This is a genomic window from Stutzerimonas stutzeri (assembly GCF_000590475.1).
Classification (GTDB): Bacteria; Pseudomonadota; Gammaproteobacteria; order Pseudomonadales; family Pseudomonadaceae; genus Stutzerimonas; species Stutzerimonas stutzeri_D.
On the sequence record NZ_CP007441.1, the window covers coordinates 241,219 to 258,484 of the forward strand.

Genomic DNA, 17,266 nt, shown 5'->3' on the forward strand with positions numbered 1-17,266 from the left:
GCGTCACTCGACGGTCAGGATGCGACGTGGCAGCGCGCTTCAGCGCACAGCGCTTTTCTGCTGGTAGGCACAGTAACCGGGGCGCGGCCCGATCCTGGGATGGTTGCGACAGGTATCCGGCCGTTTGGCATAGACCGTGCACAAGCGTGTCTTGCGATCAAGGTAGAGGCAGTCTCCGTTGGCGAGTCGGGTCAGGGTGAAAATGCCATGCTTCTGATTGAAGTGCTCGACGATGCCGGCTTTGCTCAGGCGCTTGGCGACGTTTTTCGGCGGTTCGTCACGCTCGAACGCATCGACCACTTCCAGGCGGATCAGGTCATCGATGCGCACCTCGACCGGCAATGTGCAGCAGGTCGCATGGCAATCGCGGCACAGCCCGTTGCTGTAGCGCGCCCAGGTTTCCAGGCGGTCGGGGTCAGCAGAAGCAATCAATCTTGTCTTCACGGCAGCGGTATCGATCAGGGCGGCGCGCGATCATAACGGCCCCCTGTGGAATTTCCAGCGAATCCGACGAGTCGAACGCCGGACAAACGGTCACGCAGAGTCAGCGGAAACCTGCAAACCTGTCTGTATTGCCCTTTTTACGAGGCAGCCCTGTAGCGCTGCCATGAATTCTTCATCCCCATTTTCAGATTCATGAGGTCTGTCCATGTCGCAAGAATCGTCCGCTCCCAATACCGATGAAATCGCAGCCTTTCGCAACGCGATCATCAGCAAGCTGACCTACTCGATCGGCAAAGACCCCGAAAACGCGTCCAACCATGACTGGTTCGAGGCGGTGGCCCTGGCCACTCGCGACCGTATGATCGATCAGTGGATGGACCGCACGCGCCAGGGCTATCGCGAAGGCAAGAAGCGGGTGTACTACCTCTCGCTGGAATTTCTCATTGGTCGGCTGCTCACCGATAGCCTGAGCAACCTGGGGCTGCTGGACGTGGCTCGCGAGGCATTGGCTGGCGTCGATGTGGATTTCGAGACCATTCGCATGGCCGAACCGGATGCTGCGCTGGGCAACGGCGGCCTGGGGCGGCTGGCGGCCTGCTTCATGGAAAGCATGGCGACGCTGGGCGTCGCGGCGCATGGCTATGGGATTCGTTACGATCACGGGCTGTTTCGTCAGGCCATCGTCGACGGTTGGCAGCACGAGCAGACCGAAACCTGGCTGAATTTCGGTAATCCGTGGGAGTTCGAACGCCCCGAAGTGACTTATCTGATCGGCTTTGGCGGCAGCGTCACGGCGATGCCGCACGACGCAACCGGGCCGGACCAACCGAAGCATTTCTGGCACTGGGCCGAGGGCGTGCGCGCCATTGCTTATGACACGCCGGTGGTCGGCTGGCGCGGGGCGAGCGTCAATACGCTGCGGTTGTGGCGAGCCCGTGCCGAGGCGGATTTCCATCTGGAACGTTTCAACGCGGGTGACCACATTGGGGCCGTCGCCGAGGAAGCCCGCGCCGAGAGCATCTCGCGAGTGCTGTATCCGGCCGACAGTACCGAAGCCGGCCAAGAGCTGCGCCTGCGCCAGGAATACTTCTTCGTCGCCGCCTCGCTGCAAGATCTGATACGGCGGCACCTGGACCAACGCGGCACGCTGCTGAACCTCCCAGAATTCGCCGCCATCCAGCTCAACGACACCCACCCGGCCATCGCGGTGGCGGAGCTGATGCGGCTGTTGGTCGACGTGCATGACATTCCCTGGCGCAAGGCGTGGGAGCTGACCGTCGGCACCCTGTCCTATACCAACCACACCCTGCTGCCGGAAGCCCTGGAAACCTGGCCGGTGGGGCTGATGGAGCGCCTGCTGCCGCGCCACATGCAGATCATCTACCTGATCAATGCGCAGCATCTCGATGCCTTGCGTGAGCGGGGTGTGCACGATCTTGACCTGCTGCGCTCGGTATCGCTGATCGAGGAAGGGCACGGCCGGCGGGTGCGCATGGGCAACCTGGCATTCCTCGGTTCGCATTGCATCAATGGCGTCTCGGCGCTGCACACCGGATTGATGCGCGAGACGGTATTCACCGATCTGCATTCGCTGTACCCGAAGCGCATCAGCAACAAGACCAACGGGATCACCTTCCGCCGCTGGCTGTACCAGTCCAATCCACAGCTGACCCGATTGCTGGTCGAACACATCGGCGAGGAGCTGCTCGACGCGCCAGAAACCATGCTGCGCCAATTGGAGCCTTTCGCCGATCAGCCGGACTTTCGCGCCCGCTTCGCCGCCCAGCGACTGGGCAACAAACAGCTGTTGGCACGGATGATTCAGGAGCGGCTGGGTATCAGTGTCGATCCGAATGCGCTGTTCGATGTTCATGTCAAACGCATCCACGAATACAAGCGGCAGCTGCTCAATCTGCTGCATACCGTGGCGCTGTATCAGGCAATTCGCTCCGACCCGGGCGGCAGCTGGGTGCCGCGTGTGAAGATCTTCGCCGGCAAGGCAGCCGCCAGTTACCACACGGCCAAGCTGATCATCAAACTGACCAACGACATCGCGCGGACCATCAACGATGACCCGACGGTGCGCGGCCTGCTCAAGGTGGTGTTCCTGCCCAACTACAACGTTAGTCTGGCCGAGCGCATCATTCCGGCTGCCGACCTGTCCGAGCAGATTTCCACCGCGGGACTCGAAGCCTCCGGCACCAGCAACATGAAGTTCGCCCTCAACGGCGCGCTGACGATCGGCACGCTCGATGGCGCCAACGTTGAAATGTGCGAGCAGATCGGTGCCGAGCACATGTTTATTTTCGGCTTGACCGCCCAAGAGGTCGAAGCGCGCAAACAGGCCAACGAATACAACGCCGAAGCCACCATCATCGATTCTCCGCGGCTCAACGAAGTGCTGATGGCGATTCGCAACGGTGCCTTCTCTGCGGATGATCCCTCGCGTTACACGGCGTTGATCGACGGCCTCAAATGGCACGACACGTTCATGGTCTGTGCCGATTTTGAGGCGTACTGGCAGGCACAGCTGGACGTCGAGGCGCGCTGGCGCGATGCCGACAGCTGGTGGCGTTCGGCGGTGCTGAACACGGCGCGCACGGGCTGGTTCTCGTCTGACCGGACCATCCGCGAATACGCTGAGGAAATCTGGAAGGTGCTCTGATCGCAACGGGGCGAGCGCCTGCAAAGCTGCGGCGTGCACTGCAGGCGCTCGCCCTGCCAGAGGAGCAAAGCGCTTGCTAGAGCGGCTGGCTGAAGAACGCTGCAGGCACGTTGCCGGTGCGCTGAACTCTGCGGCCTCTGGGCGGGTCTGAGGAGGGTTAGTTTCCCCCTGGCCTGCTAAACTGCGCGGGTTTTTCCATCCTCCGGAGTCATTTCATGTCACGCGTAACCCTGAGTCGCTACCTGATCGAGCAGACCCGCTGTAACAACACCCCTGCGGACCTGCGTTTTCTTATCGAGGTAGTGGCCCGAGCGTGCAAGGAAATCAGCCACGCCGTTTCCAAAGGCGCGCTGGGCGGCGTACTTGGCTCGACTGAAACCGAGAACATCCAGGGCGAAGTGCAGAAGAAACTCGACGTGCTGTCCAACGAAATTCTGCTCGAAGCCAACGAGTGGGGCGGCCACCTGGCCGGTATGGCGTCGGAGGAGATGGACAACGCCTACCAGATTCCCGGCAAGTATCCGAAAGGCGCCTACCTGCTTGTCTTCGATCCGTTGGATGGCTCGAGCAACATCGACGTAAACGTGTCGGTCGGCACCATCTTTTCGGTGCTGCGCTGCCCGGATCACTGCTTTAGCCAGAACGACGCGCTCGGCGAGGAAGCCTTCCTCCAGCCGGGCACCAAGCAGGTGGCTGCCGGCTATGCCATCTATGGTCCGCAAACGATGCTGATGCTGACCCTGGGCAACGGCGTGATGGGTTTCACCCTGGACCGCGAACTGGGCAGCTTCGTGCTCACCCACGACAATATCCGCGTTCCGGAAAGCACCGCCGAATTTGCCATCAACATGTCCAATCAGCGCCACTGGGAAGCACCGGTGCAGCGCTATGTCAGCGAGCTGCTGGACGGTGCTGAAGGCCCGCTGGGCAAGAACTACAACATGCGCTGGATCGCCTCGATGGTGGCCGATGTGCATCGCATCCTGACCCGTGGCGGCGTCTTCATGTACCCCAAGGATTCGCGCGAGCCGGGCAAGGCCGGCAAGCTGCGCCTGATGTACGAAGCCAACCCGATGTCCTTCATCATCGAGCAGGCCGGCGGCGCCGCCACCAACGGCATCCAGCGCATCCTCGATATCCAGCCTGACTCCCTGCATCAGCGCGTACCTGTATTCCTGGGCTCCAAGGAAGAGGTCGAGCGCGCTACTGGCTATCACCAGGGCTGATCGATGCAGCAGATGCCCTGGCTGGAATTGCTGAACTGGTGGTTCGGCGAGGGCGTCACTGTCAGCGAAATTTCCAAGCAAAAACACCGCTTGTGGTTCGGCTACAAGCCCGAACAGGACGCCGAGGCCCGTGCACGCTTCGGCGATCAGGTCGATGAAGCGCTGTCTGGCGGGCTGGGCGACTGGGCTGAATCGCCCCATGGCTGGTTGGCGCTGGTGCTGTTGCTCGACCAGCTGCCCCGCATGATCTATCGCGGGACGCCGCGCGCCTTCGCCGGAGACGAGCGCGCCCTGCAGCTGGTGCGCGAGGGCATGGCCCATGGCGGCGATGTACTGCTCGCCCCGATTCAGCGGGTGTTCATCTATCTGGTGCTCGAGCATGCGGAGGATCTTCGCGTACAGGAGCAGGCCGTCGCGCAGTTTCAGATGCTCCACGGGCTTGTTGGGTCCGAAGACCAGGCGCTGTTTGCGGATTTTCTCGACTATGCGGTGCGTCATCGCGAAGTGATTGCCAGATTCGGCCGCTTTCCCCATCGCAATCATGTGCTCGGCCGGGAAACCACCGAGGCCGAACAGGTATTCCTGGCCGCGCCCGGCTCGCGCTTCTAGGCGGTGGCGGCGTAGTCTCGCGTTCCGCTCCGAACTGTTAATTTGACAGGCGTGGCCAAGCAGGGCCAGCCACCGACCGATCCAAGGAAATCTGCCATGTCGTTGCGTTATCTGTCATTGATCGTCGCCGTTGTGCTGGTGGCTGCCTGCAGCCCGGTCACCCAGGAGAACTTCGCTAAGCTGAAGGCCGGTATGCCTCGCTCGGAAGTCGAAGAGCTGCTCGGCAAGCCGGGCGAATGCGCTGGCGCGCTGGGTATGTACAGTTGCACCTGGGGCCAGAAGAACAGTTTCATCAGTGTCCAGTTCGCCGGCGACAAGGTGATGATGTTCTCCGGCCAAGGCCTGAAGTAAGGAGCGTTCTATGCGTCTCGTCGTGACGTTGTGCTGTGTCTTGTTGATCGCCGGCTGCGCACGCCCGGACGCCCGTGAAGCGCCCGAGACGACGGATCAGGTAGACCTGCAGCGCTACCAGGGGACCTGGTATGAACTGGCGCGTCTACCGATGTTCTTCCAGCGTAACTGTGTACGGTCCGAGGCCTATTACGAGCTGCGAGACGACGGCCGCGTGGCGGTGACCAATCGCTGTGAAACTGCAGATGGCGAATGGCAACAGGCAGAGGGTGAGGCAGCTCCCCAACAACCTGGCAAAACCGATAAGCTCTGGGTTCGCTTCGACAACTGGTTCAGCAATCTCTTTCCGGGGCTGACCAAGGGCGATTACTGGATTCTTTACCTCGACGATGACTATCGCGTGGCGCTGGTGGGCAGTCCGGATCGCGACTACCTCTGGCTGCTGTCGCGAGAACCGGAAGTTGACTCGGCGATACGCGACACGCTGCTCAATGAAGCCCGTAAGCGCGGCTACGACGTCAGTGAGCTGATCTGGCGCGGCGAGTCGTCCTGAACGCGCCGGAGCTCAAACCTGCTGAGCGGCGCCGCTTTGCGTGCTGGCAAGCGTGTCGCGACTACTCCCAGTGCAGCCGCGCCAACAGCCACTCGCCATCTTCCCGCCACCATTCGAGCCTGACCTGATAGTGACCGACGCGTTGAGGCAGCCAGCGCTCGGCGCCGGTCAGCCCCACCTGAGCCTCGCTGTAGCCCTTGTCCGTGTAGGCAGGGTCGATCCAGCTCCGCTGTTTCAACGCGATCACCCGCACGTTGTTATGACGCAGAAACATCAAGCTGGACGTGCGCCGCACCCAATCCCGGTCGAGCTGTTGATTGGCCCTGAATTCAGGATGAATGCGCGCCATCAGGTCGCTGTTGTCCTTGTTCTCTATGCTGTCCTGCAGTGATTGCGCAGCCGCATCCAGTGCGGCTTGGGGATCATCACGACCACAACCGACCAGCAGCAGCGCCAGCGCCACGGCAGTTGCGGCTAATTTCCATAGGGGCATGCCGAACCTCTCGAACCTCGTTATGATGCCGGAAACGTCAGGCGGGTCATCGAGCCCGCGCACCGACCATGGAGTGTGCCATGCAGACCTTGTACCCGGAGATCAAACCCTACGCCCGGCACGAGCTGGCGGTTGAATCACCGCATGTGCTTTACGTCGACGAGAGTGGATCACCGGAGGGGCTGCCCGTGCTGTTCGTTCATGGTGGCCCGGGCGGCGGCTGTGATGCACTGAGCCGGCGCTTCTTCGATCCCAACCTGTACCGCATCATCACCTTCGATCAGCGTGGTTGTGGCCGTTCAACGCCCCACGCCAGCCTGGAAAACAACACCACCGCTCACCTTATCGCCGATATGGAGCGCATTCGTGAATCCCTCGGTGTCGATAAATGGGTGCTGTTCGGCGGCTCCTGGGGCTCGACACTGTCCCTGGCCTACGCTCAGGCTTATCCCGAGCATGTACATGCATTGATTCTGCGCGGGATCTTTCTCTGTCGTCCGAAGGAGTTTTCCTGGTTCTACCAGGAGGGCGCCAGCCGACTATTCCCCGATTACTGGCAGGACTTCCTTTCGCCGATTCCGCCGGACGAGCGTGGGAATCTGATGCAGGCCTATTACAGACGCCTGACGGGCACCGATCAGATCGCCCAAATGCACGCGGCCAAGGCTTGGTCCTGCTGGGAGGGCCGCACCGCTACGCTGCGACCCAACACCCAGGTGGTCGATCGCTTCTCCGACACCCATCGGGCGCTGGCGATGGCGCGCATTGAATGCCATTACTTCGTCAACGGCGCCTTTCTCGAGCCCGATCAATTGCTGCGCGAGATGCACAAGATCGCACACTTGCCGGGCATCATCGTGCACGGGCGCTATGACGTCATCTGCCCGCTGGAAAATGCCTGGGAACTGCACGAGGCGTGGCCCAACAGCGAGCTGCAGATCATCCGTGAGGCGGGGCATTCGGCGTCGGAATCCGGCACCTGTGATGCACTGGTCCGGGCTGCCGCGGATATCGCCAAGCGGTTGCTCGACGTGCCTCCCGAGGAAGCCTGATGAAAGCCTTGATCCAGCGCGTGCGACAGGCGCGGGTCGAGGTGGCGGGAGAGGTGGTTGGCAGCATCGGCCAGGGCCTGCTGGTTCTGGTCGGCATTCAGCGTGACGATGACCAGACCCGCGCTGACAAGCTGTTACATAAGTTGTTGCGCTACCGGGTATTCGGCGATGAGCAGGGCAAGATGAATCGCTCCTTGAGCGACATTGGCGGCGGCCTGCTGCTGGTTTCCCAGTTCACCCTGGCAGCCGATACGCGCAGCGGGCTGCGGCCCAGCTTCTCCAGTGCAGCGCCGCCACAGCTCGGCGAAGAACTCTATGAATACCTGCTCGCCCAGGCCCGCCGACAGCACCAGCAGGTTGCATGCGGTCGTTTCGGTGCCGACATGCAGGTGCACTTGCAAAACGATGGGCCGGTGACCTTCATGCTGGAAAGCTGAGACCCCCGCCGCGGTTCGGTCAGCGCTTCGACGGTTCCAGGCCGTTCTCATGCAGCCAGCTCATCGCATGCTCGCGCAGCTGCACAGTCTGGTAATTCAGCCAGGCCTGGCGAACTTCGGGAAAATCTTCCAGTTTGAAATCGAAGGTTCGCAACGGCTTGCGTCCCTGTAAGGCATGGCTGAGCACGGTATGGGCGTTGGGGTCGTGCTGGGTGAACAGGAATGCTTCACGCATGGCGATCGATTGCGCGAGCGCAAGAGGTTCGATATGCACAAAGCGATCTTCCTGCACGTCATGCTTCTCGTCCGTGCCCGGTGCGGTTTCGCCCGGAAACACTGCGAGGATTTGGCCGGATTCCAGGTCGAGGTAATGCTCGCTGGCGTCACGGCTGTCCAGCGCGTATTCCAGGCGGTGAACGTCTATGGTCAAGGGTCGCATGGCAGTGACTGCTGTTTTGGGGTTCAGTAGCTCTGACCCGGATGTTCCAGATGGGTGCACTACGTTCATCGGTCGCATGGCTTCTGCCGATCAGAAGAGCCAGCGTCGATCAGAACAGGCGTGCCAGCAGGGCGCTGACGGCGGTTTCGACGCGCAGGATGCGCTCACCCATTTGGACCGGCTGCAGGCCCGCCTCGGTGAATTTGTCGACTTCGTAAGGTATCCAGCCGCCTTCCGGTCCGATCGCCAGCGTCACCGAGTCGGAAATGGCGCGCGGACAGTCCGGGTAGTCACCCGGATGACCCACTAGCCCGCAGGTGCCGACGGCGATTTGCGGCAGGCGATCTTCGACAAAGGGTTTGAAGCGCTTTTCGATGCTCACCTCCGGCAGCACCGTATCGCGCGCCTGCTCCAAACCAAGCAGCAACTGTTCACGAATCGCCTCCGGTTCGAGAAACGGCGTCTGCCAGAAACTCTTCTCCACTCGATAACTGTTGAGCAGCACCAGTCGTGGTACGCCCATGCAGGCGACGGTCTGAAGCACACGACGGAGCATCTTTGGCCTGGGCAATGCCAGCAGCAAGGTGATCGGCAGCTTGGACGGCGGCGGCTGATTCAGCGCGACTTCCAGTTCCGCCTCGTCGGCGTCCAGGCGCAGCAGTCGGCCCTGTCCCATCTCACCGCCAAGCAGGCCGACCCGCAGACTTGCGCCTGTTTCGGCGCGGTGTACGTCCTGGATGTGTTTGAGGCGGCGGTCACGCAGGATCACGCGATTGGCGGCAACGAAGTCGGCCGCCTCCAGCAGTAACAGGTTCACGGGCGAGGCGTGGGCGACTGGTCGCTGCGGTGCGCTGCGTCGTCTTCCGCGTCGCCGCGGAAGTCTTCCTCGCGTTTCTTCACCATGCTGCCGCAGATCAGCCCGGCCTCGAACAGCAGCCACATCGGTATCGCGAGTAGCGCCTGGGAGAATACGTCTGGTGGCGTCAGCACCATGCCGACCACGAAGCAGCCGACGATGACATAAGGGCGACTCTTGCGCAGGGTGGCGACATCGACGATGCCGACCCAGATCAGCAAAAAGGTCGCCACCGGAATTTCGAAGGCTACGCCAAACGCGAAGAACAGCGTCAGCACGAAATCCAGGTATTGACCAATGTCGGTCATCATCTCCACGCCTTCGGGCGTCACGCTGGCAAAGAAGCCGAACATGATCGGGAACACCACGAAGTAGGCGAAGGCCATGCCGCCATAGAACAGGAAAATGCTGGAGATCAGCAGCGGCACCGCCACGCGCTTTTCATGCTTGTACAACCCCGGCGCGATGAAGCTCCAGATCTGATGCAGGATCACCGGCATCGACAGGAACAGCGCCACCATCATGGTCAGCTTGAACGGCGTCAGAAAGGGTGAGGCCACCCCGGTGGCGATCATCGTCGCGCCTTCCGGCAGATAGGCTCGCAAGGGTGCCGCTACCAGCGCGTAGATTTGCTGGGAGAAATAAAACAGCCCGCCGAACAGCAACAGGATGGCTACCACGCAGCGCAACAGACGCTTGCGCAGCTCCGTCAGGTGGGCAACCAGCGGCATTTCCTGATCATCGTTGGAAGTATTGCTCATGGCTCAGCGGGTCTGTCCGGGCGGGGTACGGGGGCCGTATCGGCGGGTTTGGCTTCGCTGGGCGCCGGCACATCAAGTGTGCTCGCCTCCGGTGCAGGCGTGGCGGATTGCGGAGAGGCGCTGCCGCTGGCGGTCGGTGAGCTGGGCATGATGCTCTGTTTCATTTCCCGTTCGAGATCGAGGATGCGCTCGTTATGCAGCTGACGACGGATCTCGTCGGCGCCGATTTCGCGTTCGACCTCGGACTTGATGTTGGCAAAGCTGCGCTTGGCGCGGCCGATCCACAAACCGGCGGTGCGTACGGCACCCGGCAAGCGTTCCGGGCCGAGTACGAACAGCGCAACCAGACCGATCAGCAGCAGTTCGGTGAAGCCGATATCGAACATGGCGGTTCAGTTCTTCTTCGTCGGTTCTTCGACCTTGCGGGCCTCGGCATCGATGGTGTGGTTCTGCTTCTCTTCGACGCTGGGCTTTTCCTCATCGGTGCCCATGGACTTGCGAAAGCCTTTGATCGCATCGCCGAGGTCCGAGCCCAGGCCCTTGAGGCGCTTGGTGCCGAAGAGCATGACCACGATGAGCAGAACGATCAGGAGTTGCCAGACGCTGATTCCACCAAAACCCATGCTGCGTTACTCCAGTTGAATGTCAGGATTGTGGGCGCGCGGCTTTTTCCGCGTGCCCGGAGAGGCCGAAACGCCGGTCCAGCTCGTCCAGTACCGCCTGGGGATGCTGATCCAGTGCGGCCAGCATCACCAGGCTGTGAAACCACAGATCGGCAGTTTCGTAGATCAGGTCGCTGGCATCGCCACTGATGGCGGCATCTTTGGCGGCCAGGATGGTTTCCACCGATTCCTCGCCGACCTTCTCGAGAATCTTGTTCAGGCCCTTGTGATACAGGCTGGCCACATAGGAACTGTCCGCAGCGGCGCCCTTGCGGGCTTCCAGCACCTCGGCCAGACGGGCGAAGGTGTCACTCATGTGTGTGCTCCGCATAGATCGCGTGCGGGTCCTTGAGGACCGGCTCGACGGTTTTCCATTCGCCGTTCTCGAAGACCCGGTAGAAGCAGCTTTCGCGGCCGGTATGGCAGGCAATGCCGCCCACCTGTTCGACCATCAGTACGATCACGTCCGCATCACAGTCCAGGCGAAGTTCGTGCAGTTTCTGCACATGGCCGGATTCCTCGCCCTTGCGCCACAGCTTGCCACGCGAACGTGACCAGTAGATGGCGCGGTTTTCCGCGGCGGTCAAACCCAGCGCCTCGCGATTCATCCAGGCCATCATCAGGATGCGCCCGGTCTGATGGTCCTGGGCGATGGCCGGCACCAAGCCGTCTTCGTTCCAGTTGATTTGGTCCAGCCAGTTCATCGGATTCTCCGCTCAATGCGTCAAGTGTGCCAGCCTCACCGACTGCTGGCTATCGGCGCACCACGATGTAGATGCCGGCGCACAGCATCACCCAAGCCGGCCAGGTGGTGACGGCGGTGAAGCTGTCCGCAGCAGCGGCCAAGGTTGCACCTGCGCCCAGCAGCACGGCACCGACAAGGCGCAGTGGCCAGTGCCGGTGATGCTCGTGCCATGGCGGCGGCGGGTTGTTCGCATGGGGATTGGACATGCGTTCGAGCAGCTCGCGCGTCATGCCGGCCAGGTGCGGCAGCTGCTCGATCTGCGCTTGGGCGTTCTTCAGCAACTGCTTGGGGCTCATGCGTTCGCGCATCCAGCGCTCGAGATACGGCTGGCCGGTGGCCCAGAGGTCCAGCTCGGGATACAGCTCGCGGCCGAGTCCCTCGATGTTGAGCAGCGTCTTCTGCAACAGCACCAGCTGAGGTTGGACTTCCATGTTGAAACGCCGCGCGACCTGGAACAGGCGCACCAGCAATTGGCCGAAGGAAATGTCTTTCAGAGGCTTTTCGAAGATCGGCTCGCAGACGGTACGAATCGCCGCCTCGAATTCGTTGACCTTGGTTTCCGCCGGCACCCAGCCCGAGTCGATGTGCAGTTGCGCGACCTTGCGGTAGTCCCGTCGGAAGAAGGCCATCAGGTTGCGCGCCAGGTAGTCCTGGTCTTCGGGCGTCAGGCTGCCGACGATGCCGAAATCCACCGCGATGTACTGAGGATTCCAGGGTTGATGGGTGCTGACGAAAATGTTGCCGGGGTGCATGTCGGCATGGAAGAAGCTGTCGCGAAAGACCTGAGTGAAGAAAATTTCCACGCCGCGCTCGGCCAGCTGCTTCATGTCGGTGCGCTGTTCGGCCAGGCGCTTCATGTCGGTCACCGGCACGCCGTAGATGCGCTCCATGACCAGCACCTGCGGACGGCAAAGATCCCAATACACCTGGGGCACGTAGAGCAGCGGTGAGCCCTGGAAATTGCGTTTCAGCTGGCTCGCGTTGGCGGCTTCGCGCAACAGGTCGAGCTCGTCGTAGATAGTCTTGGCGTAATCATCGACCACCTCAACCAGATGCAGCCGGCGGGCCTCGGTGGAGGCGCGCTCGGCGGTCTTGGCCAGCAGAAACAGCCAGGCAATGTCCTGGCTGATGATGGGCCGCAGGTTGGGGCGTACCACCTTGACAACCACTTCTTCACCGCTGCGCAGCTTGGCCGCGTGAACCTGGGCGACCGAGGCGGACGCCAGCGGCTTGCTGTCGAAGCGGGCAAAGACCTCGCTCACTGGCGCGCCCAGCTGACGCTCGATCAGAGCCGTCGCCACCGCCGAGTCGAAGGGCGGCACGCGATCCTGAAGCATCGCCAGCTCTTCGGCGATATCCAGTGGCAGCAGGTCGCGGCGTGTCGAGAGAATCTGGCCGAACTTGATGAAGATCGGTCCGAGCCCCTCCAGTGCAAGGCGCAGACGCGCACCGCGAGACAGCTCGGTGCGCCGGCGCGGCAGCCAGCGCCAGGGCAACAGATAGCTGGTCGCACGCAGCCACCAGGGCATCGGCAGGTCGAGGATGATGTCATCCAGGCGGTAGCGAATCACCACTAGCAGGATGCGGAACAAGCGGCGGGCGGCGGCGAACAGCTTCATTCGGGTTGGTCTGGTTTCAGAGATTGGTTGAGCCGCTCGACCCGGGCTTCGAGGCGGTCGAGATCAAGCTTGAGACGGTCAAGTTCAGCGAAGCGGGTTTCCGCCTCGGCCAGGCCGACCAGCGCGCGTGATTCCTCGCTGAGGTAGTCAGCCAGATCCTGGCGCAGGCTTTCGCCACTCTGCCGCGCCCAGGCGGCCTGTCCGCGGACACTGCTGCCGAGCAGATGAGCACCGACCGGTCCGAGCCAGCGCGAGACTTCGTACTCCCAATCCAGCTCAAGGTCCTGCAGTACATCGGCGAGATTCATCAGCGGCGCGCTGTCACCTTCGATCTCTACGTCCGGGCCGTGCAGGATGGCGGTCTTGTTGCGGCTGGTGGCCAGGCGTATCAGGCTCTTGGCCGAGGCGCGCAAGCGGCAGTCCGGCTCGCTGCCCCAATCTTCGGCGAGTCTCAGTCCCTCGGCATCGGCGAGAATGAATAGCCGCCAGTCCGGCGCGATACAGTCGACTTCGATGATCTGCCCGCTGAGCCTGGCCAGGCGTGGCAGCGCCGTCGGATCCAGGCGCAACACACGGTTGATCCCACGCTCGACGCCCGCCAGTAGGGCTGCGCGCAGCATCAGGGCTTGATACCGCGGTGCAGAGCGACGATGCCGCCGGTCATGTTGTGATAGGTGACGCGCTCGAAACCGGCGTCAGTCATCATGCCCTTGAGGGTTTCCTGGTCCGGGTGCATGCGGATCGACTCGGCCAGGTAGCGGTAACTCTCGGAATCGTTGGTGATCAGCTTGCCCATCATCGGCAGCAGGCTGAACGAATAGGCGTCGTAAGCCTTGGAAAACAGCTGATTGGTGGGCTTGGAAAACTCCAGCACCAGCAGCCGGCCGCCGGGCTTGAGCACGCGCAGCATGGAAGCGATGGCGTCTTCCTTGTGCGTCACGTTGCGCAGGCCGAAGGCGATGGTCACCACGTCGAAGTGGTTGTCCGGGAAGGGCAGCTTCTCGGCATCGGCCTGGACGAACTTCACGTTGCCCGCCACGCCCTTGTCGAGCAGGCGGTCACGGCCGACCTTAAGCATCGAGGCATTGATATCGGCCAGCACCACTTCGCCGGTCGGTCCGACGATGCGCGAGAATTGCCGCGTCAGGTCGCCGGTACCGCCGGCGATGTCCAGCACTCGGTTACCGTGGCGTACCCCGGACAGCTCGATGGTGAAGCGTTTCCACAGGCGATGCACGCCAGCGGACATCAGGTCGTTCATCAGGTCGTATTTGGCGGCCACGGAATGGAAGACTTCGGCCACCTTCTGGGCTTTTTCGCTCTCCCGCACGTTCTTGTAGCCGAAGTGCGTGGTTGGCTCTGCGTCATGCTCTTTGCGGGGATCGGTCATGTCACTGTCACCGGAAGAATGTGCCCGGCATTCTAAACCTAAAAGCGACGTCGAGCGTGAAGCCGCAAGCGGCAAGTCAGTGCAGCCACCGCCGGGTGGCGGGCACTCCCACTGGCGGGCTGGCAAGACCGCAGCTGTTATAGTGACGCCCTTTTTTTCGGCTCGAAGTCAGGAGCCACCATGGCCCGCATTATCGTTGAGCGTACCCATAACCTTGGTCGAGACGCGGCTCGGGAAAAGGCCGAGCAACTGGCGGGGAAGCTGGCGAGCGAGTATGGCGTGCGCTGCGAATGGCGAGGCGATGTGCTGGAAGTCCGCCGCAGGGGTGCCGACGGGCGCATCGAAGTCGAGGAAGGCCGGGTTCGGGTGCTGCTGAATCTGGGGCTGCTGCTGTCGGCGATGGGTGGCAGTGTCCAGGCACAAATCGAGCGCGCATTGGACAAGGCGCTGGAAGCCTGAAACCCGCCTCGACGTAGGGTGGATGTCGATTTTTAAAATCCACCGCAACCCTGCCGGTGGATCGATGAAGCGTGATCCACCCTACGGTCAACCCTCAGAGCATCATCTTCACCGGTGAGATGTCTGGATCTCGGGACTTCCCAGCGGTGGCCAGCGCGTCGAGGTAATCGGCCCACAGCTGCTGCTGATTGATGGCCAGATGATGCAAGTAGTCCCAGGTATACAGGCCGCTGTCGTGGCCATCGCTGAACATCAGCTTCAGCGCGTATTGACCCGCCGGCTCGATGCCTTCCAGTGCGACATTGATCTTGCCGGTTTGCAGGATCGGATTGCCATGGCCCTGGACTTCGGCTGAAGGCGAATGCACTCGCAGAAACTCGGCCGGCAGCACATAGCGTTGTTCAGTGCCGTATTCCAGTTCCAGGGTCTTCGAAGCCTTGTGCAGTTTGATCGCAACGGGGATGCGCATGGAGCCTACTCCGTAGGAGCTGAAGCCGGAGCGGGAAGCTGCCCTGCTCGGACGGCTTCCCGCTTTTCAGCTGCTTTTTAAAGAATATACCGCGACAGGTCTTCGTCTTCGGCCAGCTCGCCGAGGTGGCTGTTTACATAGTCGGTATCGATGCGGATCGGCTCGCCGTTCTGCTGGCCGGCCAGGTCGCCGGCGCTGAACGAGACCTCCTCCAGCAAACGCTCCAACAACGTATGCAGGCGACGGGCACCGATGTTCTCGGTCTTCTCGTTGACCTGCCAGGCAATCTCCGCCAGGCGTTTGATGCCGTCTTCGGTGAATTCGATGCCCAACCCTTCGGTCTTCAGCAGCTCGCGGTACTGCTCGGTGAGCGAGGCGTGCGGTTCGGTGAGAATCCGCTCGAAGTCTTCCGGCGACAGTGCCTTGAGCTCGACACGGATCGGCAGGCGGCCCTGCAGCTCGGGCACCAAGTCGCTGGGCTTGGAGAGGTGGAAGGCGCCGCTCGCGATAAACAGGATGTGGTCGGTCTTGACCATGCCGAGTTTGGTGTTGACCGTGCTGCCTTCGATGAGCGGCAGCAAATCACGCTGTACGCCTTCGCGCGATACGTCAGCGCCGCCGGTGTTGCCGCGCTTGGCGACCTTGTCGATCTCGTCGATGAAGACGATGCCGTTCTGCTCCACCGCTTCCAGTGCACGGGCCTTGAGTTCTTCCTCATTGACCAGGCGCGCGGCTTCCTCGTCGCGGACTAGCTTGAGGGCGTCCTTGATCTTCAGCTTGCGGCTCTTCTGCTTGCCCTTGCCCATGTTGGAGAACAGATTCTGCAACTGGCTGGTCATCTCCTCCATGCCCGGCGGTGCCATGATTTCCACGCCGCCCGGGTTATCTGCGACCTCGATATCAATTTCCTTGTCGTCCAACTGGCCTTCGCGCAGGCGCTTGCGGAACAGTTGGCGCGTGTTGGAATCGGTGCTTTGAATCGGCTCCTCGCTAAAGCCGACCGGACGCGCTTGTGGCAGCAGGGCGTCAAGGATGCGCTCCTCGGCGGCGTCCTCGGCGCGGTGGCGCATCTTGCCGACTTCCTGTTCGCGCATCATCTTCAGCGCGGCGTCGGCCAGATCACGAATGATCGACTCCACATCACGCCCCACATAGCCGACTTCAGTGAACTTGGTCGCTTCCACCTTGATAAAGGGCGCATTGGCCAGTTTGGCCAGGCGGCGGGCGATTTCGGTTTTGCCGACGCCGGTCGGGCCGATCATCAGAATATTCTTCGGGGTGACCTCCGGACGCAGCTCGGCGGAGAGCTGCATGCGCCGCCAGCGGTTACGCAGGGCGATGGCGACGGCACGCTTGGCGTCGTCCTGGCCGATGATGTGGCGGTTGAGTTCGTGGACGATCTCGCGGGGCGTCATGGACATGGTGCGGTACTCCGGGGCTCGAGGGCGATCAGATCGCGCTGTCGAGCTCCTCGATGGTCAGGTTCTGGTTGGTGAAGACACAGATGGTGCCGGCAATGTTCAGTGCGGTTTCGGCAATGGCCTGGGCGGACATGTCATCGCCGCCTTTCTGCATAAGGGCCATGGCGGCGGCCTGGGCGAAACCGCCGCCGGAGCCCATGGCGATCAGGTCATTCTCAGGCTGTACCACGTCGCCGTTACCGGTAATGATCAGCGAGGCGTCCTTGTTGGCCACGGCGAGCATGGCTTCCAGACGGCTGAGCGAACGGTCGGTGCGCCAGTCCTTGGCCAGTTCGACGGCTGCACGAACGAGATGGCCCTGGTGTTTTTCCAGCTGGCCTTCGAAGCGCTCGAAGAGCGTAAAGGCGTCGGCGGTGGCGCCAGCGAAACCGGCCAACACCTGGCCGTGATACAGGCGACGAACCTTCTTGGCGTTGCCTTTCATGACGGTATTGCCGAGGGAAACCTGGCCGTCGCCGCCCATGACGACTTTGCCGTTGCGGCGTACTGAAACGATGGTGGTCAAGGGAAAATCTCCACGCAGCGGGGCGATGAATGCCCGAATTCGCTTGATAT

The 17,266-nt window shown here is 61.8% G+C and carries 23 protein-coding genes; 8 read left to right on the forward strand and 15 right to left on the reverse strand.

Features of this window, described 5'->3' with window-relative positions:
* Positions 1-39: 39 nt before the first annotated feature.
* Positions 40-444: a YkgJ family cysteine cluster protein gene (locus CH92_RS01105; RefSeq protein WP_025239958.1), complete on the reverse strand. Its 405-nt coding sequence runs from the start codon at positions 442-444 to the stop codon at positions 40-42.
* A gap of 205 nt (positions 445-649) precedes the next feature.
* Here CH92_RS01105 and CH92_RS01110 point away from each other — a divergent pair, with 205 nt between their 5' ends.
* The 5 genes from CH92_RS01110 to CH92_RS01130 all read left to right on the forward strand — a co-directional run bounded on the left by CH92_RS01110 (position 650) and on the right by CH92_RS01130 (position 5,848).
* Entirely contained in the window at positions 650-3,109 is a 2,460-nt protein-coding gene (locus CH92_RS01110; RefSeq protein WP_025239959.1) for a glycogen/starch/alpha-glucan phosphorylase, read from the forward strand.
* 215 nt (positions 3,110-3,324) lie between these two features.
* Positions 3,325-4,335 carry a class 1 fructose-bisphosphatase gene (locus CH92_RS01115; RefSeq protein ID WP_025239960.1) on the forward strand — a complete coding sequence of 337 codons (1,011 nt, stop codon included), beginning with the start codon at positions 3,325-3,327 and terminating at the stop codon, positions 4,333-4,335.
* Positions 4,336-4,338: 3 nt separating this feature from the next.
* Positions 4,339-4,944 (forward strand): DUF924 family protein, encoded by a 606-nt coding sequence (locus CH92_RS01120; protein WP_025239961.1) that lies wholly within the window; start codon positions 4,339-4,341, stop codon positions 4,942-4,944.
* A 96-nt stretch (positions 4,945-5,040) separates the two neighbouring features.
* Positions 5,041-5,295 (forward strand): hypothetical protein, encoded by a 255-nt coding sequence (locus CH92_RS01125; RefSeq protein WP_025239962.1) that lies wholly within the window; start codon positions 5,041-5,043, stop codon positions 5,293-5,295.
* Positions 5,296-5,305: 10 nt separating this feature from the next.
* Positions 5,306-5,848, forward strand: coding sequence for a lipocalin family protein (locus CH92_RS01130; protein WP_025239963.1), 543 nt, complete (start codon positions 5,306-5,308; stop codon positions 5,846-5,848).
* A 61-nt stretch (positions 5,849-5,909) separates the two neighbouring features.
* Here CH92_RS01130 and CH92_RS01135 read toward each other — a convergent pair whose 3' ends face one another.
* A complete protein-coding gene (locus CH92_RS01135) occupies positions 5,910-6,341 on the reverse strand; it encodes a hypothetical protein (protein WP_025239964.1) in 432 nt (143 codons plus the stop codon).
* A gap of 80 nt (positions 6,342-6,421) precedes the next feature.
* On the opposite strand from CH92_RS01135, the gene pip reads away from it, so the two are divergent.
* Both pip and dtd read left to right on the forward strand, forming a co-directional pair.
* Positions 6,422-7,393: a prolyl aminopeptidase gene (gene pip / locus CH92_RS01140; RefSeq protein ID WP_025239965.1), complete on the forward strand. Its 972-nt coding sequence runs from the start codon at positions 6,422-6,424 to the stop codon at positions 7,391-7,393.
* Positions 7,393-7,830 (forward strand): D-aminoacyl-tRNA deacylase, encoded by a 438-nt coding sequence (dtd, locus tag CH92_RS01145; protein WP_025239966.1) that lies wholly within the window; start codon positions 7,393-7,395, stop codon positions 7,828-7,830. Before pip ends, dtd begins: the two co-directional genes overlap by 1 nt.
* Before the next feature lie 19 nt (positions 7,831-7,849).
* Here the strand turns inward: dtd and CH92_RS01150 are convergent, their stop codons facing one another.
* The 10 genes from CH92_RS01150 to ubiE form a co-directional block, all read right to left on the reverse strand.
* Complete coding sequence (locus CH92_RS01150; RefSeq protein ID WP_025239967.1) at positions 7,850-8,269, reverse strand: UPF0158 family protein; 420 nt, start codon at positions 8,267-8,269, stop codon at positions 7,850-7,852.
* A 109-nt stretch (positions 8,270-8,378) separates the two neighbouring features.
* Positions 8,379-9,086: a 16S rRNA (uracil(1498)-N(3))-methyltransferase gene (locus tag CH92_RS01155; protein ID WP_025239968.1), complete on the reverse strand. Its 708-nt coding sequence runs from the start codon at positions 9,084-9,086 to the stop codon at positions 8,379-8,381.
* Complete coding sequence (gene tatC / locus CH92_RS01160; RefSeq protein WP_025239969.1) at positions 9,083-9,886, reverse strand: twin-arginine translocase subunit TatC; 804 nt, start codon at positions 9,884-9,886, stop codon at positions 9,083-9,085. Before tatC ends, CH92_RS01155 begins: the two co-directional genes overlap by 4 nt.
* Positions 9,883-10,272 carry a Sec-independent protein translocase protein TatB gene (gene tatB / locus CH92_RS01165; protein WP_025239970.1) on the reverse strand — a complete coding sequence of 130 codons (390 nt, stop codon included), beginning with the start codon at positions 10,270-10,272 and terminating at the stop codon, positions 9,883-9,885. Before tatB ends, tatC begins: the two co-directional genes overlap by 4 nt.
* Before the next feature lie 6 nt (positions 10,273-10,278).
* A complete protein-coding gene (gene tatA, locus CH92_RS01170; protein WP_025239971.1) occupies positions 10,279-10,509 on the reverse strand; it encodes a twin-arginine translocase TatA/TatE family subunit in 231 nt (76 codons plus the stop codon).
* 22 nt (positions 10,510-10,531) lie between these two features.
* A complete protein-coding gene (locus CH92_RS01175; protein WP_025239972.1) occupies positions 10,532-10,864 on the reverse strand; it encodes a phosphoribosyl-ATP diphosphatase in 333 nt (110 codons plus the stop codon).
* Complete coding sequence (gene hisI, locus CH92_RS01180; protein WP_025239973.1) at positions 10,857-11,252, reverse strand: phosphoribosyl-AMP cyclohydrolase; 396 nt, start codon at positions 11,250-11,252, stop codon at positions 10,857-10,859. The genes CH92_RS01175 and hisI overlap by 8 nt, the downstream gene beginning before the upstream one ends.
* Before the next feature lie 49 nt (positions 11,253-11,301).
* On the reverse strand, positions 11,302-12,912 hold the full coding sequence (ubiB, locus tag CH92_RS01185; protein ID WP_025239974.1) for a ubiquinone biosynthesis regulatory protein kinase UbiB: 1,611 nt from the start codon (positions 12,910-12,912) through the stop codon (positions 11,302-11,304).
* A complete protein-coding gene (locus CH92_RS01190; RefSeq protein WP_025239975.1) occupies positions 12,909-13,532 on the reverse strand; it encodes a ubiquinone biosynthesis accessory factor UbiJ in 624 nt (207 codons plus the stop codon). Before CH92_RS01190 ends, ubiB begins: the two co-directional genes overlap by 4 nt.
* Positions 13,532-14,302: a bifunctional demethylmenaquinone methyltransferase/2-methoxy-6-polyprenyl-1,4-benzoquinol methylase UbiE gene (gene ubiE, locus CH92_RS01195; RefSeq protein WP_025239976.1), complete on the reverse strand. Its 771-nt coding sequence runs from the start codon at positions 14,300-14,302 to the stop codon at positions 13,532-13,534. The genes CH92_RS01190 and ubiE overlap by 1 nt, the downstream gene beginning before the upstream one ends.
* Before the next feature lie 180 nt (positions 14,303-14,482).
* On the opposite strand from ubiE, the gene CH92_RS01200 reads away from it, so the two are divergent.
* On the forward strand, positions 14,483-14,761 hold the full coding sequence (locus CH92_RS01200) for a polyhydroxyalkanoic acid system family protein (protein WP_025239977.1): 279 nt from the start codon (positions 14,483-14,485) through the stop codon (positions 14,759-14,761).
* Between the two features lie 94 nt (positions 14,762-14,855).
* Here CH92_RS01200 and CH92_RS01205 read toward each other — a convergent pair whose 3' ends face one another.
* From CH92_RS01205 to hslV, 3 genes are all read right to left on the reverse strand, one after another.
* The gene (locus CH92_RS01205) at positions 14,856-15,230 is read right to left on the reverse strand and encodes a gamma-butyrobetaine hydroxylase-like domain-containing protein (RefSeq protein WP_025239978.1); all 375 of its coding nucleotides are present in this window, start codon (positions 15,228-15,230) and stop codon (positions 14,856-14,858) included.
* A 77-nt stretch (positions 15,231-15,307) separates the two neighbouring features.
* Positions 15,308-16,651: an ATP-dependent protease ATPase subunit HslU gene (gene hslU, locus CH92_RS01210; protein ID WP_025239979.1), complete on the reverse strand. Its 1,344-nt coding sequence runs from the start codon at positions 16,649-16,651 to the stop codon at positions 15,308-15,310.
* Positions 16,652-16,679: 28 nt separating this feature from the next.
* Positions 16,680-17,216: an ATP-dependent protease subunit HslV gene (gene hslV / locus CH92_RS01215; RefSeq protein ID WP_025239980.1), complete on the reverse strand. Its 537-nt coding sequence runs from the start codon at positions 17,214-17,216 to the stop codon at positions 16,680-16,682.
* Between the last annotated feature and the right edge of the window lie 50 nt (positions 17,217-17,266).

Coding starts and splice junctions, on each gene's coding strand:
- CH92_RS01175 (WP_025239972.1), bottom strand. CDS start 10,864: ATGAGTGACACCTTCGCCCGTCTGGCCGAGGTGCTGGAAGCCCGCAAG.
- CH92_RS01115 (WP_025239960.1), top strand. CDS start 3,325: ATGTCACGCGTAACCCTGAGTCGCTACCTGATCGAGCAGACCCGCTGT.
- CH92_RS01150 (WP_025239967.1), bottom strand. CDS start 8,269: ATGCGACCCTTGACCATAGACGTTCACCGCCTGGAATACGCGCTGGAC.
- CH92_RS01125 (WP_025239962.1), top strand. CDS start 5,041: ATGTCGTTGCGTTATCTGTCATTGATCGTCGCCGTTGTGCTGGTGGCT.
- pip (WP_025239965.1), top strand. CDS start 6,422: ATGCAGACCTTGTACCCGGAGATCAAACCCTACGCCCGGCACGAGCTG.
- hisI (WP_025239973.1), bottom strand. CDS start 11,252: ATGAACTGGCTGGACCAAATCAACTGGAACGAAGACGGCTTGGTGCCG.
- tatB (WP_025239970.1), bottom strand. CDS start 10,272: ATGTTCGATATCGGCTTCACCGAACTGCTGCTGATCGGTCTGGTTGCG.
- CH92_RS01130 (WP_025239963.1), top strand. CDS start 5,306: ATGCGTCTCGTCGTGACGTTGTGCTGTGTCTTGTTGATCGCCGGCTGC.
- ubiB (WP_025239974.1), bottom strand. CDS start 12,912: ATGAAGCTGTTCGCCGCCGCCCGCCGCTTGTTCCGCATCCTGCTAGTG.
- CH92_RS01120 (WP_025239961.1), top strand. CDS start 4,339: ATGCAGCAGATGCCCTGGCTGGAATTGCTGAACTGGTGGTTCGGCGAG.
- CH92_RS01135 (WP_025239964.1), bottom strand. CDS start 6,341: ATGCCCCTATGGAAATTAGCCGCAACTGCCGTGGCGCTGGCGCTGCTG.
- tatA (WP_025239971.1), bottom strand. CDS start 10,509: ATGGGTTTTGGTGGAATCAGCGTCTGGCAACTCCTGATCGTTCTGCTC.
- CH92_RS01205 (WP_025239978.1), bottom strand. CDS start 15,230: ATGCGCATCCCCGTTGCGATCAAACTGCACAAGGCTTCGAAGACCCTG.
- CH92_RS01110 (WP_025239959.1), top strand. CDS start 650: ATGTCGCAAGAATCGTCCGCTCCCAATACCGATGAAATCGCAGCCTTT.
- ubiE (WP_025239976.1), bottom strand. CDS start 14,302: ATGACCGATCCCCGCAAAGAGCATGACGCAGAGCCAACCACGCACTTC.
- CH92_RS01190 (WP_025239975.1), bottom strand. CDS start 13,532: ATGCTGCGCGCAGCCCTACTGGCGGGCGTCGAGCGTGGGATCAACCGT.
- CH92_RS01200 (WP_025239977.1), top strand. CDS start 14,483: ATGGCCCGCATTATCGTTGAGCGTACCCATAACCTTGGTCGAGACGCG.
- tatC (WP_025239969.1), bottom strand. CDS start 9,886: ATGAGCAATACTTCCAACGATGATCAGGAAATGCCGCTGGTTGCCCAC.
- dtd (WP_025239966.1), top strand. CDS start 7,393: ATGAAAGCCTTGATCCAGCGCGTGCGACAGGCGCGGGTCGAGGTGGCG.
- hslU (WP_025239979.1), bottom strand. CDS start 16,651: ATGTCCATGACGCCCCGCGAGATCGTCCACGAACTCAACCGCCACATC.